The sequence below is a fragment of the Streptomyces sp. NPDC127197 genome, assembly GCF_042672405.1.
GTDB classification, from domain to species: Bacteria; Actinomycetota; Actinomycetes; order Streptomycetales; family Streptomycetaceae; genus Streptomyces; species Streptomyces flavusporus.
The window spans coordinates 164,356-179,775 of record NZ_JBHXVG010000015.1; the positions used below are offsets into that span (position 1 = coordinate 164,356).

General features: G+C 66.8%; 16 protein-coding genes and 4 pseudogenes. 13 read left to right on the plus strand and 7 right to left on the minus strand.

Annotated elements, in window-relative coordinates; translation table 11 throughout:
• Window positions 1–156: 156 nt before the first annotated feature.
• The gene (locus tag ACFVJQ_RS23980) at window positions 157–564 is read right to left on the minus strand and encodes a hypothetical protein (RefSeq protein ID WP_385786626.1); all 408 of its coding nucleotides are present in this window, start codon (window positions 562–564) and stop codon (window positions 157–159) included.
• A gap of 308 nt (window positions 565–872) precedes the next feature.
• On the opposite strand from ACFVJQ_RS23980, the gene ACFVJQ_RS23985 reads away from it, so the two are divergent.
• Window positions 873–1,421, plus strand: coding sequence for a hypothetical protein (locus ACFVJQ_RS23985; RefSeq protein ID WP_385786628.1), 549 nt, complete (start codon window positions 873–875; stop codon window positions 1,419–1,421).
• A gap of 66 nt (window positions 1,422–1,487) precedes the next feature.
• Here ACFVJQ_RS23985 and ACFVJQ_RS23990 read toward each other — a convergent pair whose 3' ends face one another.
• Window positions 1,488–1,937 (minus strand): NucA/NucB deoxyribonuclease domain-containing protein, encoded by a 450-nt coding sequence (locus tag ACFVJQ_RS23990; RefSeq protein WP_385786631.1) that lies wholly within the window; start codon window positions 1,935–1,937, stop codon window positions 1,488–1,490.
• Between the two features lie 740 nt (window positions 1,938–2,677).
• A complete protein-coding gene (locus ACFVJQ_RS23995; protein ID WP_385786633.1) occupies window positions 2,678–3,076 on the minus strand; it encodes a hypothetical protein in 399 nt (132 codons plus the stop codon).
• A gap of 1,495 nt (window positions 3,077–4,571) precedes the next feature.
• Between ACFVJQ_RS23995 and ACFVJQ_RS24000 the strand changes: the two genes are divergently transcribed.
• From ACFVJQ_RS24000 to ACFVJQ_RS24050, 11 genes and pseudogenes are all read left to right on the plus strand, one after another.
• On the plus strand, window positions 4,572–4,838 hold the full coding sequence (locus ACFVJQ_RS24000; RefSeq protein ID WP_385512816.1) for a hypothetical protein: 267 nt from the start codon (window positions 4,572–4,574) through the stop codon (window positions 4,836–4,838).
• A 28-nt stretch (window positions 4,839–4,866) separates the two neighbouring features.
• Complete coding sequence (locus tag ACFVJQ_RS24005) at window positions 4,867–5,418, plus strand: hypothetical protein (RefSeq protein WP_385512817.1); 552 nt, start codon at window positions 4,867–4,869, stop codon at window positions 5,416–5,418.
• Window positions 5,419–5,449: 31 nt separating this feature from the next.
• Window positions 5,450–6,027 (plus strand): annotated as a pseudogene (locus ACFVJQ_RS24010) (DUF5753 domain-containing protein); the annotation flags it as partial.
• Window positions 6,028–6,056: 29 nt separating this feature from the next.
• A complete protein-coding gene (locus tag ACFVJQ_RS24015; protein WP_385512818.1) occupies window positions 6,057–6,254 on the plus strand; it encodes a hypothetical protein in 198 nt (65 codons plus the stop codon).
• A gap of 2 nt (window positions 6,255–6,256) precedes the next feature.
• Window positions 6,257–6,379, plus strand: a complete 123-nt coding sequence (locus ACFVJQ_RS24020; RefSeq protein ID WP_385786638.1) for a hypothetical protein — start codon at window positions 6,257–6,259, stop codon at window positions 6,377–6,379.
• A 54-nt stretch (window positions 6,380–6,433) separates the two neighbouring features.
• Window positions 6,434–7,318 (plus strand): IS982 family transposase, encoded by an 885-nt coding sequence (locus tag ACFVJQ_RS24025; protein ID WP_385786641.1) that lies wholly within the window; start codon window positions 6,434–6,436, stop codon window positions 7,316–7,318.
• A 956-nt stretch (window positions 7,319–8,274) separates the two neighbouring features.
• Window positions 8,275–8,841 carry an RNA polymerase sigma factor gene (locus ACFVJQ_RS24030; RefSeq protein ID WP_385518463.1) on the plus strand — a complete coding sequence of 189 codons (567 nt, stop codon included), beginning with the start codon at window positions 8,275–8,277 and terminating at the stop codon, window positions 8,839–8,841.
• A 45-nt stretch (window positions 8,842–8,886) separates the two neighbouring features.
• Window positions 8,887–10,077, plus strand: a complete 1,191-nt coding sequence (locus tag ACFVJQ_RS24035; protein ID WP_385786645.1) for a CU044_5270 family protein — start codon at window positions 8,887–8,889, stop codon at window positions 10,075–10,077.
• Between the two features lie 113 nt (window positions 10,078–10,190).
• Window positions 10,191–11,486: a hypothetical protein gene (locus ACFVJQ_RS24040; RefSeq protein WP_385786648.1), complete on the plus strand. Its 1,296-nt coding sequence runs from the start codon at window positions 10,191–10,193 to the stop codon at window positions 11,484–11,486.
• 205 nt (window positions 11,487–11,691) lie between these two features.
• Window positions 11,692–11,897: pseudogene (locus tag ACFVJQ_RS24045) on the plus strand (IS5/IS1182 family transposase); the annotation flags it as partial.
• 81 nt (window positions 11,898–11,978) lie between these two features.
• A pseudogene (locus tag ACFVJQ_RS24050) lies at window positions 11,979–12,419 on the plus strand (IS982 family transposase); the annotation flags it as partial.
• Window positions 12,420–12,476: 57 nt separating this feature from the next.
• On the opposite strand, the pseudogene ACFVJQ_RS24055 reads toward ACFVJQ_RS24050, so the two are convergent.
• The 4 genes and pseudogenes from ACFVJQ_RS24055 to ACFVJQ_RS24070 all read right to left on the minus strand — a co-directional run.
• Window positions 12,477–12,788, minus strand: a pseudogene (locus ACFVJQ_RS24055) (DUF6879 family protein); the annotation flags it as partial.
• Window positions 12,789–12,952: 164 nt separating this feature from the next.
• Window positions 12,953–13,249, minus strand: a complete 297-nt coding sequence (locus ACFVJQ_RS24060) for a hypothetical protein (protein WP_385786651.1) — start codon at window positions 13,247–13,249, stop codon at window positions 12,953–12,955.
• Window positions 13,250–13,318: 69 nt separating this feature from the next.
• Entirely contained in the window at window positions 13,319–13,546 is a 228-nt protein-coding gene (locus ACFVJQ_RS24065) for a DUF397 domain-containing protein (RefSeq protein ID WP_385510095.1), read from the minus strand.
• The gene (locus tag ACFVJQ_RS24070) at window positions 13,543–14,391 is read right to left on the minus strand and encodes a helix-turn-helix domain-containing protein (RefSeq protein WP_385510097.1); all 849 of its coding nucleotides are present in this window, start codon (window positions 14,389–14,391) and stop codon (window positions 13,543–13,545) included. The genes ACFVJQ_RS24065 and ACFVJQ_RS24070 overlap by 4 nt, the downstream gene beginning before the upstream one ends.
• A gap of 196 nt (window positions 14,392–14,587) precedes the next feature.
• On the opposite strand from ACFVJQ_RS24070, the gene ACFVJQ_RS24075 reads away from it, so the two are divergent.
• Window positions 14,588–15,292 (plus strand): ATP-binding protein, encoded by a 705-nt coding sequence (locus tag ACFVJQ_RS24075; protein WP_385786654.1) that lies wholly within the window; start codon window positions 14,588–14,590, stop codon window positions 15,290–15,292.
• Window positions 15,293–15,420: the final 128 nt, after the last annotated feature.

A 15,420-nucleotide genomic window follows, 5' to 3' on the forward strand; every position in this document is an offset into this window, starting at 1 on the left:
GCCCGCCCCCCGTTGGTGGGGGGGGGGCCCGCGCACTTCTCCCACCCGGCCCCCCCCGCCCCCCCCCCCCCCCCCGGGGCCCCCCCCCCCCCCGGGGGGGGGGGGCCCCCCCCCCGGGCGGGCCCCCGGCCCCTGGAGATCGGTGACGAGCGATGCTCAGTCGGCGGTGTAGGCCGTCACGGAGCCGGAGGTCTTGAACTGATACCTGTACTTCACGTTGTCCTTTACGTCGCTCGCGATGACCTTCCACTGGTCCACATAGGCCACTTTGTAGCTGGACTGGCAGTAGTTGAGGGTGTCGTTGCTGTGGTAGAAGCACACGCGAACTTCGCGACTCGTGCCGCCGCCGTAGGTCATCTTCAGGTTGATGTCTTGGCAGGCCGACGAAGTCGTGAACACCTCGCTGAACGAGTGGTCGATGTACTTGGTGAACTTCACCGCCCCGCCATAGCAGGTCGCGGCACTCGCCGGACCTCCGGTGGCCACGCCGAGGCCAAGGCTGGCGGCGAGCAGTGCGACGGCGGAGACACAGGCTTTGGCGCCGGTAGCGACGGATCGCTTCATGAGTGGGATTCCCCCTGTAGACGTCGACTTGAACTGCGCAGACGCGTACCGACAGCAGGCAGTGGGTACGGGCCGCCGCTCAACTCTGACAGCGATCGAGACATAACGGGCCTGCAACTCTTGAGGTTGACTTTCTCTGCCCCAGCGTGCAGGCGAGGCGCCCGTCAGCTGTCGGCCTCTTCGCCCTCGGAGGCGTCGGCCGGCCTTCACTTCGGCATGGAACCCGGAGCCCCGACGCGGCCGCCCACCTCGTCGGCCGCCTACATCAACTCACCAAGCACAAGGCCGTCGACTAATCCGAGAGCATTATGCTGCTCGCGACTCAACTGATGACGTGCGAGGCGCCATTGAGCAGGCTGCTGGATGTTTTCGAGACCGTGGTTTCTCCAAGTTATCGCATCTTTGGGCTGGTTGACACGAGTGTCGATACGTATGCACCACATGCGGATCGCACGAATTGGCTCCTTTCCGCCCCTGGCATGGTCTATCTACAGGTGCCGCCCCAAGTAATCCGGGCGTCTGTGCGGTTGGAGAGTTGGTCAACCGTCCCTACGGCAAGCGATGCTCAGTGGTCCGGTGCGGAGGACGTGGAGGTGGAGCTTCCCGGCGGCGACCTCGCGCTGGAAACCATCGACGGGGGGCAGAAAGAAGTCCCCTTGATCCTGCCCTCGTCCGGCCTGTACGGGATGCGCTGGCAGTGGATATTCAATCGTGCAGGCGGGCCTTTCACCTCTCCGTTGGCGGGACGCCGGGAACCCTTGCCCATGCCGCCGGGGCACGAAGAGAAACTGAATGGCGCAGATCAATACTGCCTGGTCCAGATCTGGCGCACAGCCGCCAGTGAAGAGACTGAGTGAAAGAAATGCGGGGCCGGTCTGGTGGGCCGGCCCCGCATGATGACCATCTCAGACCAGATGTCCCGGTCAGTCGCCGATGACGACCATGAACGGGTCATGGCTCAGGATCCGGTCATTGTCGTACCAGGCGCCGAGACGCCGCCCGGCTGCTTGATTCTCGTCCGAGTCGATGTAGCGGACGGAGGAGTCGTCGCGGTACGGATCACCCTCGTACTGGTAGCGCGCGGCCCCCTGGTAACTGGAGGCGAAGGGGAATTCGTCGCAGTCGCGCTGTTCTCCCGCCGTGGGTCGACCCGGGACGGCGGCGTTGTTGCACGTGGAGGAGACGACGGAGCGGTTGGCGTCGTAGCGTGCCTGCTCGCTCGGCCCGAAGCCCGGTACGAGGCGGTGCATCGGGTTCAAGGCACTCCCGCCGGGCAGCTTCTTGTCGCTCTTCGTCGGGTAAGTGCTGCCCAGGTCGTCAAGAGCGTCGCCGATGTGGTCCGCGACCGCGGCTACTCCGATGTACGGCTCCACGGGAGCAGTGGGGTCGGACGTGTCGCTCCTGTCGTAACGCAGGGCGGGCGTGGCATCGGGAAAACAGAACCCGCCTTTGCTCGTACGTTGTAAGCGGCGCTGTCGAAGCGAATTTCCCCCTGCTCGCCCTCGGAGGGTATGACCTGGGAGTAGCCAGGGATCGTGAACTTGAGGATCGGGGTGAACAGGCCCGTGGCGATCTGATCGCCATGGGCGACATCGGGCAGCTTGGGCGCCAGTGACCATAGGTCGAACTTTGTGTCGCCGTTGTACTTCCACTGGCTGGGCGAATCACTGCGGCCGGTATAGACGCCAGGCTGGCAGGCGTCCTCGGCGATCAGTAGCAGTGCGGCGGCTGCCGCGAGCCGGTTGCGTCTTCTGCGTCTTGGCGCGGTGGGTTGGGTGGATGGATAAACGAAGTGCCGTGTCCTTCCCGCTAGATCGAACCCAAACTCCTGTGCGAAAACCGCACGGGCGGCAGAACTCTAGGCAGGAAGATCAACACCCATGGAGCTGATTTCAGTACGCGCGGATTCCGTTCAACTTCCCTGGCGGCAGGCGTCCTTGGTGGCAGGGGAATGTGCATGCCCAAACGTCGGATGGATCACAGCGGGCGCTCAGGGCGACGGGTCGCGGGACGCACCGCAGCGAGACGAAACGGTGCCGACACGGATACGGCCCCCATACCGCTGTGGCTGAAAACCGACCTTTCGGAGAAGTCGCCGGGTTCTGAGAGGGCGTCAAGTCCGTTTCTGGTAGATGCCGCGTCCGGGTGGGATGAGGAACCCTTGGCGGGTGAGGCGTCCGAGGCGGCTTCGAGTGACGTTCAGGGCCGGGTCGTCGGTCGGCATGCCGAGGAGTTCGTGTAGTTCGCGGACCCGGAATGCCTGGTCGGCGTGCTGGTTGAAGGCGTTCAGGATGGCCTGGTAGGCGGTGGTCGTCTCGGGCGGATCGGGTTCGTCTCCGGTAGGCGCGAGTTCGGCGATGACCTTCCGGGTGGTGGCCAGGTCGGCGAGGCGCGCTTCGGTCTCGGTGAGGGCGGCGGTGAGGTGCTCGATCCGGCCGCGTAGTTCGCCGGTCCGGGCGTTGGCCCCGTCCTGCCGGGCCTGGAGGTTTTTGAGGAGTTCGGTGATGTTCACGCGGCTACCACAAGACCGGCAAGATCAGCATCAAGACCGTCTACGCGGTCAACTTGATCCGCGACCACTGGAAAGTCGAGGCCCTGCACCATGTCAGGGATGTGACGTTCGTCGAGGATGCTTCCCAGCTGCGGACAGGCACCGCACGGCGCGCCATGGCCACTTGGCGTCATCTCGCCATCGGCGCCCTCCGCCTGGCCGGCAAGACGAACATCGCCCCCGCACTGCGGCACAACGCCCCCACACCCGCCGACCGCTCGCCCTGCTCGGACTCACATGATCCCGAACTGGACATCACAAGACTTTGCCGAAAGCCCTGGTCCGTGCGCCATTCAACTACGGGTGAAGTTCTGTTTGACGCCGGACCGCCTCCACGAGATGCGCCGGAATTGCCGTGGTGGGATTCTGATGGTACGGGGTTTACATCGACGCCCTCACCAGCGACGCGGTGCCCGCCCATCGAGGTGGGCTCTGATTTCCGCGAGGTTCGAAGATGAAGCTTGCACATGCCATGACGGCTGCAGTTCTGCTGACCCCCATCTCGTTCGCGGACATGACCAGCCCGCTGCCGCGGCTGCGCCGGCTCCCGCCATCCCGCCGACGGCCAAGTGCACGCTGGAGCTGGCGGCAGGAGGCGGATCGGTCACGGCAAACGGGACGGGATTCACCGGCGGCGCGCAGCTCCAGGTCGGAAAGCCGGATGGGACTCCGGGGACCACGGTGATCGCGGACGCCGCGGGGAATGCGACGGTACCGGAGCTCACCCCGCCGACTCCGCCGGCGAGCTGCTTTCTCAGAGAATCGGTGAACAACGAGGTGAAGCAGGACGTGCGTTGCTCGACGCTCAACCTGTCCCGGAGATGGAGGAGCTCCCCGAGCTCCCGGAGCAGGTGCCCGGAGAGCCGGGCCAGTCCGAGCAGGAGTAGGCCCGTGCGGAATTCCGGCAGGGGCAAAAGGACGGGTTCGCCCTCGGCCGGGAGCTGTGCGCGGCCGCCGGGCCGAAGAAGGGCGTCGCCGCCCTGGACCCGAACTACGAACGCGGCTTCGAGTCCGGGAAAGAGCGCGCTCGACCTCTTCTGCGACTAAAGGCGCGGACTTCCGCCGCTCGGGCATGGCTTCCCGCCCGTGCTGAAGCCGCCGCTGAGCCGGCAACGCGCCACGGGCGAATGACGGACACCCCACGTGGCGCTTCGGTCGAGGCGGCCGCCCTCAAAGAATCGAGAGACCGATGAAGAAGATCGCAGCGACTGTCGCTTCGGCCATTGCGCTGACCGGAGGTGTTTCCATTATCCCGGCTGCGTCGGCTTCTGCTGCCCCGAGCGCGACGTGCTCGGTAAGACCGGCGGGGAACGGCACCGTCTCAGTTGTGGGTTCGGGGTTTCCAGGTGGTGGGCCCTACGAAGTGGTAAACCGCAACGGTGCCACGGCTTCTTCCCGTTTCGCGGCTGACGGGAGTATCGACCACGCAAGCCTCCCGCCCGGCGATTATGCAGTTATGTATGACCTCGACACCACAGCTAAGCGTGCTGATTGCTCCCCGGCGGCCACCAAACCTGGTGAGACGAAGCCCGGAGAGCCGGGCCAGTCCGAGCAGGAGCAGGCCCGTGCGGAATTCCGGCAGGGGCAAAAGGACGGGTTCGCCCTCGGCCGGGAGCTGTGCGAAGCCGCCGCGCCGAAGAAGGGCGTCGCCGCCCTCGACCCGAACTACGAACGCGGCTTCGAGTCCGGGAAGAAGAGCGCAATCGACCAATTCTGCAACTAAGACGCGGACTATCGAAACACCGCAGCCAGTGCAAAACTGCATCCTCGCCGCTTTAGGGGAAACCATGAACAGAAAATGCACGGCCAGGCGAAGCGTCGCGCTGATCGCGCCAGCGCTGTTCGCCTCCCTGGCGCTCCCGCCGGCTTTCGCTGCACCGAGCCCGGCGGCTCATACCTCCGCGTCGGCCGCCGTCACGCAGGGCGACGGCGGCGATTTCGAAAGGGGATTCCGCGCGGGTTTCAAGTTTGGGAAGGAGCAGATCCCGAAGGCCTGTACGACCGAGGTTCCACTCAAGATCCTCACACCCAGCAAGGCCGAACGGGACGGCTTCATCGCGGGCTTCAACAACGCACTGGCCGCCTTCTGCCCTAAGGGAGCCAAGCCGGGAGAGCCCTCCGGGAGGGGGTCCGATGTTGCAAGGGCGTCCACCGCCGGCTTCCAGGCCGGGAAGGCGCGGATCCCGGAGGCTTGCAAGACGAGGACCCCGCCCAAGTTCCTCACCCCCAACCCGGCCGCACGAGACGCCTTCATCGCGGGCTTCAACAACGCGCTGAACGAATTCTGCCCGAAGAGCCGATGACCGGTTGGAACTGACGCGCCTCAGAGCGCCCCAGCGTGTGCGGACGGGCCTTCGGAAGCTCCAGGACAGCTATGTGGAGCTGTACAAGTCGACGGAGCTGTTGCGCGTGTACTCCCGGTCCTGGTACCCGGGCTGCTGCAGACCGAGGGGTATGCGCGGGCGTTGCTCAGCAGTAACGCCCGGCTCCTCGGCGTCCCCGACGACGCGGCCGAGGCGGCAGCGGCGCGCGTGCAGCGTTCGCAGATCATCCACGAGCCGGGGCACCGCTTCGTGCTGCTCATTGAGGAGGCAGTGCTCTACTACCAACTCGGCGACGCGGATGCGATGGCCGCACAGCTGGGCTACCTGCTCACTGCCGGCGCTCTACCGTCGGTCTCCTCCGGCATCATCCCGACATCGACGCAAGAGCGGGCACTGTGGCCGCAGGAGACGTTTGACGTGCACGACGACACGCTTGTGTCCATCGAACTGATCTCCGCCGAGGTGAACATCACGCAGCCCTCCGAGATCGCCCTGCACATCAGGGCCTTCGAGCAGCTGCGAGGCATGGCCGTGTACGGCGCCGAGGCCCGGGCCTTGATCGTGCGAGCGATAGAGGCACTGGGCTGACGGTCAGCCCGGCTGACAAGGAGCACCTGATGAACCCCCTCCGCCCCCACCTCGCCGCCGAACTCCGCGCGCGTATGTCCGAGGACCAACGCATTCGCACGCTGCCGCTCGCGGAGCGGCCACCGGACTACATCGATCAGTGGCGCGCCATCGACGCCGACAACACGTCCGCGCTGTGTCGCATCGTCGACGAACACGGGTGGCCCGGGGACCCGAAGGGCGGTTGAATATGCACCCCGTCGAAGATCCGGAGCACCTCGACGCCCGCCGTGCTGCCGTCGGCCTCGAACCCTGGACTGAGAACGAGGCCCGGATCCACGCGATGTACGACCACGGCAAGCTAGATGAATGAGTCCGATGTTTGTGCTGGCCGCGACCATGGCGAAGGGCGCCCGTTGGCTCGTGTGTGACGACAAACCTGGACGCCCTTCTGGCCGCACTGTACGTGTTCATCGACGACCACGTGGCGCCTTGTCGCCGGATCGGGCGACCCCCGAAACTGACGGATGCCGAACTGCTGTGCCTGGCGGTCGCCCAAGTCCTGCTCGGCTTCCCCTCCGCACGGCACTGGATCCGCTTCGCCCACGCCAGGCTCGGGCACCTCTTCCGCTACCTGCCCCAGCAGTCCGCTTACAACAAGCGTCTCAACGCCGCCGGGCCGCTGATCAGCCAGGTGATCGAGGCCCTGGCCCGACAGGTGCCGACCTGGCACGACGACCTGCGGCTGATCGACTCCACCCCGCTGCCGTGCGCGGCCTCCCTCGAGACTGTCAAACGCTCCGAGCTGGCCGGGCACGCCGGATACGGCTACTGCCGCAGCCATTCCCGCTTCTTCTGGGGATTCCGCCTCTACCTGCTGACCACCGCCGAGGGCATGCCGGTGTCCTGGTGCCTGGCCAACCCGAAACTGGGTGAGCGGGAGGTGATGACGGCCCTGCTGGAACGCGACCACCACCTGGTCCGCACCGGTCAGGTGATCCTCGCCGACAAGGGCTTCGCCGGGAGGGAGTTCGAGGCGTTCCTGACCGAGCGCCTGGGTGTTCACCTGGTGCGGCCGGACCGGAAGGACGAACCTGTCCGGCACGGCCGCCTCGCCCGCGTCCGCCAGTGGATCGAGGCCGTCATCGACACACTCAAGGGACAGCTCAGCCTGGAACAACACGGCGGCAGAACCCTGCCCGGAGTGTTCGCCCGAACCGGCCAACGACTCCTCGCCCTTGCAGCCGGCATCTGGCACAACTGGACCACCGGCGCCAAGATCAAAAGATCCCTGATCGCCTATGACCACTGAGAACATCGGACTCATTCATCTAGGGGCACCGGTCGCCAGTGGCCGCCCGAGCCGCGCGAGCTTCTGCGCCTCGCCCTCGCCCGGCCTGTGCGGCTCTACTGCCGGCGCGCGTATTCTTGTGCGGCTCGCAGAGGCCTTGCAGCACACGGATCTTATGCGGCTCGCAGACTCCGCGTGGCTTCCTCACCCCAGCGGTGCGCACAGTCTGTGGGGCTCGATCAGTGCGGACGCGCACACTCTGTGCGGCTTGATCGGTACGGACGCGCACACTCTGTGCGGGGCGCAGAATCCGTGCGGCTTCGTCACTCCCTTCGGCACGCGCCACCTGTGCAGGTCCCCACTCCCTGCGGCACGCAGAGTCTGTGCAGTTTGCGGTCAGAGCCGCGTCGTGGGGCAGGCCGGGCCGCCGGGCGCCAGGAAGCGGGCACCGACACCGTTCTCGGCCCCAGGTAGGAGCCCGTCCGACCTGGTCGTTCGCCTGGCGGCGCCGTCGTACGGATATAGCAACTGCCGGAGGTCCGACAGCAGTCAGAGCAGGTGACTACGCCCCGAGTCGTCGCGTTTGAGGACGGGAACAGGTCCCGGGATCACCTCGTCCGCCAGCGGCTCGAAGGCCGGCCACTGCCGGATCCCGCGCCACAGTGACATCGAGGGCGAGCCGGACTCGGGTCGGACCAGAGGCAGTTGACCGAGGACGAGCAACGCCGGGTCGCCTACACGACGGCCTTCTTCCAGCACGACCTCAACGGCGACACTGGCCAGGACGCGGCCCTGACCGGCAGGAAGCGCCCCACGTGGGCCCGACGTGGTCAAGGCCCACTACGCTGCGCCGGTCGCGTAAGGGCACATCTGTCCTCCTGTTCTCCTCAGCGGCACGGATTTTTTTGTTGCCTGCCTGTAAGAAGCCGACCGCCGCAGCCATTCCTTGGTGAATGAGCCGAGACGAGGAGAGGCGTGTGAGCCAAGCCCAACGCTTCCGGGAGGTCTACGAGGAGTGCTATCCGCGCGTACTCGCCTATGCCACGAGCCGGGTGGGCCGGCAGGTCGGTGAGGACATCACCAGCGAAACGTTCACCGTCGCCTGGCGGCGGATGCGGCACCTCCCGGAGCCCGCGCTGCCCTGGCTCCTGGGGGTGGCCCGCAATCTGGTGCGAGAGTTATGTCGCCGGGACAGCCGCCAGTACGCCCTGGCCGTCGAGGAAGCACAGCGCATCAACTCCGGCGGCCGGACCGACGTGGGCGACGTGGCCGTGGACGTCACCGACCGCGACGCCGCTCTGCAGGCGCTGGCAGGGCTGTCCGACGCCGACCGGGAACTGCTGACCCTGATCGCCTGGCACGGGCTGAGCCCCAAGCAGGCCGCACGAGTGCTGGGTTGCACCACCGCGACGCTGACCGTCCGGTTGCACCGGGCCCGCCGCCGTCTGGAACAGGCGCTGGCGGCCGTGTCCGTACCGATGGCCCAGAAACGGCAGCACCCGGTCCGTGCGCCCGCCACCCGCACAGGCAGCGCCGCCGGATGATCACGGCTGAGCCCGCTCAGCCGACCGACCGGAAGGAATACTCACATGAAGAAGCCGTACCAACGGGCCCGATCGCGCGACGTCATGACGGTGCTCGCAAACGCCCGGCCCGCCGAACTGGACCCGTCCCGCTTGGCGGGTACCCGACGGCAGCGCGAGGACCTGGCCCGGATCACGTTCGATGCGCCGGACGGAGCCAGCAGACGCATCCTGATGCGACCGCGTGCCTGGCTCGTGCCGCTCGGTGCCGTCGCGGTCCTCGCGACGTCCGCGGTCGTCGTGGGCGTTCCCGCCCAGCAGGAACCGCACGCAGGCGCGGGCGCATCGGCGCCGTCCGCAGGAACGACCGATCCGGGCGGCCGCCTCGAACTGCTCAGCGTGGCGGAGAAGGTGGAGGCTGCCGCCGCCGACGAGGGAACGTACTGGCAGGTGACCACGCGGACCGAGAACGTGGACGTCGTCGGCGAGCCGGGTCAGCGCTACTCCGTGCACTCGACCGGGACCAGCAAGTGGTCGGTGGGCGTGCACCCGGGAACCAAAAGCCTGATGGTCAGCAATCTGGACGCCAAAACCGGGCCCCGCACCGCGGAGGACAAGGCCCGCTGGCGGGCCGCAGGTTCCCCACGCACCGCGAAGTCCGTGAACGTGCCGGGCGGACGGAAGGCGCTGGGGTACCAGATGGGCACCCGCCAGCCGCTCGTCATGCGGACCGACTTCGACGGCAAGATCTACGCCCTCGGCCCAAAGAACGTCTCCTACCAAGATCTGCGTGAACTCCCCACCGGGCACACGGAGCTGCGTCGGCTGCTGGAGCGGTTGTACGAGCAGGCCGGCAGTGCCGAGACGGGCGCCGGCCGCACGGGCTACGTGTTCCAACAGGCCGTCAACCTCGTCACCATGCCGGTACAGCCTGCCGTACGAGCTGCCGCGTACCAGGTGATCGCACAGCTGCCGGGCATCCGCGCGCTGGGGTCCACCACCGACCCGCTGGGTCGCGAGGGCATCGGTTTCGCGCTCGCCACCAAGTGGCGGACGCCGCTGGGAAGCGTGGAGGAGCAGATCGTCGTGAACCCGTCCACCGCCGCGCTGCTCTCCAGGCAGAGCGTCCTGGCGGAACCGTCGGCCGAGTCGCAAGAAGCGGGGCTGAAGGCGGGCACGGCGATGAACTACGAGGCAACGACCCGAATGGGCTGGGCCGAGAAGCAGATCACGGTGCCGCAGAACGCGCGGCGCTGAATCCGGATGAGGCGAGACCCGGCACGCCCGAACTCCCTCTCCCTCTCCCTTTCCCGGCCCAGGACACCGATGCCTTGGGCCGGTGACGGAACACACCGCAAAGGAACGGATAGATGACAGCGTCCGCACGACTGCTGGGCTCACGCAGGGTCCGTATCGCCACCTCGATCGCGGCCTGTGCCCTCGCCCTCACCCCGTGGGCCGCCCAGGCGCAGACCGCGACCCAGGCCGCCCCCTCCGGGACACCCTGGAAGCTCGCCATGCCGCTGGCCCAGGCTCAGTCGAGCGACTTCTTCGATGTCGAGGCGACGAGCAGGACCGACGCGTGGGTGGTGGGCAGGACCATCGACGAATCCTGGACGGCGACCCCGCTGGTCAGGCACTGGGACGGTACCCGGTGGAGCGACGTACCGCCCGTGAGGACGGACGGCAGGCCCGCGCAGTTGGACGCGGTGGCCGCCTCGGGCCCGAACGACGTCTGGGTCGCCGGAACGTACAACGACGCCTTGGGGAGTACCACCTCCTCCGCGCGTATCCCGGACCACCTCGCGGGCCTTGTGGGGGACCGGCTCCGCAGCGGCGCCGCCCTCCCCGCGACGGCCAGCCCGATCGTGCTCCAGCACTGGAACGGCACCCGGTGGACACGGTTCACGCGTCCGGCGCCCGCCGAGGGCTGGATCCGCTTCGTCGCAAGACTGACCTCCATGGGCCCGGACTCCGTGTGGCTGACCACCTTGGACTGGAACCCGGCCACGAACGAGTACGCCGGGCAGCTGGAGCACTGGGACGGCGACACGTGGCGGAAGACGGCCCTGCCCCCGGCACCGGACGGCAGCCGGGTCGAGCCCTGGGCCATCACCGGCACCGGCCCCGACGACGTGTGGGTCACCGCCCGGGCCGACAACAACGGCACCGCGACACCCCTGCTCTACCACTTCGACGGCCGGCGCTGGACGGTGAAGACCGTTCCCACCCCCTCCGAGGCCGACGGCGGCTGGGTTGCCAACCACGCCGTGACCACGGAACGCGGAGATGTCCTCGTCTTCGGCAAGCCCAACCAGATGGGCACGCCGAGCAGTCTGCTGGCCACCCGGTGGGACGGCCACGAGTGGCACCCGGTACCCGTCCCCGGCGTCGACGAGGTGAACGCCGCGGGCACCGACGGCTCGGGAGCCGTGTGGGTCGCGGGCTGGCCCGTGGGCAACCCGCACACGGTGCTCTCCCGCTGGAACGGCACCGCCTGGACCGAGGAGCAGCTTCCCGCGGACCTCACCTCGACGAGCGAGGGCAGCTCGGTCTTCAACCTCGAGGGCATACCCGGCACGCGCGCCATGCTGGCGGCGGGGAACGCCGCATGCGACAGCACGACAGGCGCCTGCGGCCTGCTCGCATCGCGCGGCGTGCGCTGACGGACAAGCCGACACGCACGCACGCGACCAACGCAAGGCCTGTGGCCCGCTTCCGGAGGAGGCGGGCCACAGGCGGTCGTACGTTGTCTACAGCCTCCTGCGGATGTGGGCCGTGGACGGCGCGTGGGAGCGGGTGTTCACCGCGCTGATGGCCCAGGCGGATGCTTCGGCGGCGATCCCCGTCCCGACGGATCAGTGGGGCCACCGGCTGCGTCGGGGCAGCTGCGGCGGCAGGCCACCTGCCTTCGACCGCGAGGCCTATGAGCAGCGCAACACCGTCGAGCGGTGCATCAACCGCTTGAAGCAGTGGCGCAGCCCAGCGGGCTGCATCGCCACCCGCTACGAGAAACGGCGACCATCTGCCTGGCCGGACTCCACGTCGCGGGCATCTTCCTCTGGTCAGCCCGGTGATCCAAACGAAGCCGCCTAGATGAATGAGTCCGATGTTTGTGCTGGCCGCGACCATGGCGAAGGGCGCCCGTTGGCTCGTGTGTGACGACAAACCTGGACGCCCTTCTGGCCGCACTGTACGTGTTCATCGACGACCACGTGGCGCCTTGTCGCCGGATCGGGCGACCCCCGAAACTGACGGATGCCGAACTGCTGTGCCTGGCGGTCGCCCAAGTCCTGCTCGGCTTCCCCTCCGCACGGCACTGGATCCGCTTCGCCCACGCCAGGCTCGGGCACCTCTTCCGCTACCTGCCCCAGCAGTCCGCTTACAACAAGCGTCTCAACGCCGCCGGGCCGCTGATCAGCCAGGTGATCGAGGCCCTGGCCCGACAGGTGCCGACCTGGCACGACGACCTGCGGCTGATCGACTCCACCCCGCTGCCGTGCGCGGCCTCCCGCGAGACTGTCAAACGCTCCGAGCTGGCCGGGCACGCCGGATACGGCTACTGCCGCAGCCATTCCCGCTTCTTCTGGGGATTCCGCTTTGTCGAACATCCAGAAGTCCTGGACGCCCGCCAGAGGGTTTTCCCGGTCGGTCACGTCCATGATTCGGATGTCGTCGCCCGCCCAAACATGGGGGCGGTAGTACATGAACTCGTATTGAAGGTACGTGGTGAGGGGACGGGTGACGATGTGTACTCGTCCCTTGCTCTTGCCTTCGCGGCGCACCCTCTTGAGATCCTCGGTGTACGCATTCGAGTGCGTGTGAGGGTCGATACGTTCGCCGGACAGATAGGCCCGGATCTCCTCTTCTTCCTGAGGAACCCGGTACTCGGGCAGCGTTTCGAGCCGCCACGCCTCGTGCTGGAATTCTCGGAACTTCGCCCGCCAGGCTTCACCATCCAAGAGCACGAACGGCCTCCTTGAGTACCGATTCCGGGATCTCTACCAGGTTCTCGCACCTCGAGCCGCGGAGCCTGCTCCAGGTCCTGCCGTAGTACTTCAAGGGCCTGCTCCACTCCGAGTGCCTTTCCCCGATCGGCTGGCCCTGACCGCAACGGCCGCGATTACGCCGGTCACTGGTCCTGGGCCTCCCGCTTCAGCTGAACCGTGAGATGGATGCCTTCCTGCACTGCAATGTCGAAGTCAGGATTCTGGTAGAGACGGATTCTGCCCCAGTAGTCGACGATCACCGCAGCCACCGCGTTCAGGTCCGTCTCCGTCGACGTTTCCAGCGCATGCTGAAGATCCGCTTCGAAGAACTTACGGTAGCTGGGGAAGCCGTGCCCGGACCGCAGAGCCGCTCGAATGTCGCCGATCGCCCTCAATGACAACAGTGCAGGAACGGGCGTTTGCGCGTGCTGTGCGCTCACGATCTGCTCCTTGATCCTCTGTCCTACGGGCAGTGTCCTACAGATTCCACAGCCAGGATGCATCTTCCTTCAGCGTGCCGGATGCGCTGGGCCAAGGCCGCTGGGCAGGGCCGCCACGAAGGAACGCCAAGCCCTGCTTCCCACGGTTACCACCGGCCCTCCCGACAGCTTGGTGTCGCGCACGACGGCGCCATGCTCCATCAGCCGACACTCGACGCACTCCCCGCCGGCACCGTTGCTGTAGGACGACGTGAACCACACCAGACGGCTGGAACTACTGGGCTCTGCAATGCTCACCTTGCGTATTCCTTCAAGACCGTTTCGATCAACTGTGTCGAACGCTGAGGGCTCAGGGCCGCGGCGCGGAGGCCGTCGAACGCTCGGGTGTACTCACGAACATGATGCTCGCCCTCCAAGTAGACAGCATCGGTGATGCCGTCCCGGTAGACGACGTCGGGATCCTCAGGGGCGGGAAAGCCCAGCATGGTGAATGAGCCCGTGGCGGGATAGGTGCCCGAGTCGAAGGGGAGGACCTGCAGGGTCACGGTCGGCAACTGGGCTGTGTCCAGTACGTGTTCAAGCTGTTCGCGCATCAACGCGCGGTCCCCGATGACGTTGCGTAGAGTGCCCTCATTCACGATGAACCAGGCTTCGGGTGCATCGGGCCGCTGCAGCATGGCTTGACGCTCCAGGCGCACCTGTACAGCCCTGTCGATGTCCTCAGCAGACATGTGCGCACCGGTCTTGTGGAGCTCGGCGGCGTAGGCGCGGGTCTGCATGAGGCCGGGCACCAACTCGCACTGGTACTGCCTGAAGGTGGACGCATCCTGCTCCAGGCCGATGTAGATGTTGAACCACTCCGGAACGCCTGAGCCGTGGACCTGCCACCAGCCCCGTACCTTGGCCTGCCGGGCGAGCGACTTGAGGAACTCCCGCAGTTCGTCGCTGGTTCCGTAGAAGCGGCACAGGGCATCGATGTCGGACGGTTGTACCCGGCCGCTGCCCGTTTCCATGCGGTTGACCTTGGAGCCGCTCCAGTCCAGGGCCTCGCCGACCTGGGCGCAGGTGAGCGCGCTCTGCTCGCGGAGCTTCTTCAGTTCGATCGACAGGCGGCGCCGGCGTGCCGTGGGTGATCCGGCCATATCAACCCCGTTTCGAATAGCGGGCGTTCAGTCTCGTGCCAAGAGGTGTGCTTGCCAATCACTCGGAAGTGGGAATCCCGCCGTGCACATTGCACGAAGGGATGCGTAGGTCGCACTCTGATGGGGACGCAACTCAACGTGATGCCGCATAACTCTGCGTGGCTCATGGGGTGTCATCGCGACGAGAGGGGTTTTCATGGGCCAGGAAACGTGCGTGATGCGCAAGCCGTGGGACCTTGCCTTCACGGCCGAACCGACGGAGGTGGCCGGCCTGCGCCGGGTCATGCGGTTGCACCTGGGCATCTGGGGGCTGCACGGCGTCGCCGACGAAGCCCAGCTCTGCGTCAGCGAGTTGGTGTCCAACGTCATCACGCACGTCGGCCCGGGAACCCCGGCCACCCTCGCGGTCTCGATGAACGGCGTGCATCTGCGCATTGAGGTTCACGACCCCGACACCCGCGCCCTGCCCACCCTCCTCGACGCGAACGTCGACTCGGAGGGCGGCCGGGGCATGGCCCTCGTCGACGCGGTCGCCGAACGGTGGGGCGTCGAACTCGGCCCTGACCGCAAGGTCACGTGGTGTGAGCTGGCGACGGGCCTCGCTTCGCCGGACGGTCACGTGGAGGGTCCCGGCGTGCGGCGGGCGGAGGCACTGCTGGACTTCTATGCCGAGGTCGAGCCTCTTCTTCTTCTTCGACCCGGTGGGGGCAGGTTGAAGAGAGCCGTGGCCGAAGAGTCGGTGATCTCGGCGATCACGGACTTCCTTCATTGGCTTCATGTGCACGGATGCGACGTGGACGAAGCCTTGGACCGTGCTCAGACCCGCTACGACGCCGAACTGAACAGCTACGGCGAAGGGGTTGCCTCACGGGTCGAGCAGCTGATGGAAGAAACCCCGTGAGGCGTCCTCGGGCGTACCGGCCAGGAGAACTCGATCGAGGAGGCCGTTGTTCTGCTCGCAGCTGGTCTCGAGGAGTAGAACACAGTTGCCGTGTAGATCAGCGGGCCGGGGACTGGAGGCGTCAAGTG

What these genes read in the sequence shown, in the direction of transcription:
- ACFVJQ_RS23980 (WP_385786626.1), bottom strand. Translation starts at nt 564, where the DNA reads ATGAAGCGATCCGTCGCTACCGGCGCCAAAGCCTGTGTCTCCGCCGTC.
- ACFVJQ_RS23985 (WP_385786628.1), top strand. Translation starts at nt 873, where the DNA reads ATGCTGCTCGCGACTCAACTGATGACGTGCGAGGCGCCATTGAGCAGG.
- ACFVJQ_RS24000 (WP_385512816.1), top strand. Translation starts at nt 4,572, where the DNA reads ATGTATGACCTCGACACCACAGCTAAGCGTGCTGATTGCTCCCCGGCG.
- ACFVJQ_RS24015 (WP_385512818.1), top strand. Translation starts at nt 6,057, where the DNA reads ATGAACCCCCTCCGCCCCCACCTCGCCGCCGAACTCCGCGCGCGTATG.
- ACFVJQ_RS24020 (WP_385786638.1), top strand. Translation starts at nt 6,257, where the DNA reads ATGCACCCCGTCGAAGATCCGGAGCACCTCGACGCCCGCCGTGCTGCC.
- ACFVJQ_RS24035 (WP_385786645.1), top strand. Translation starts at nt 8,887, where the DNA reads ATGAAGAAGCCGTACCAACGGGCCCGATCGCGCGACGTCATGACGGTG.
- ACFVJQ_RS24040 (WP_385786648.1), top strand. Translation starts at nt 10,191, where the DNA reads ATGACAGCGTCCGCACGACTGCTGGGCTCACGCAGGGTCCGTATCGCC.
- ACFVJQ_RS24070 (WP_385510097.1), bottom strand. Translation starts at nt 14,391, where the DNA reads ATGGCCGGATCACCCACGGCACGCCGGCGCCGCCTGTCGATCGAACTG.
- ACFVJQ_RS24075 (WP_385786654.1), top strand. Translation starts at nt 14,588, where the DNA reads ATGGGCCAGGAAACGTGCGTGATGCGCAAGCCGTGGGACCTTGCCTTC.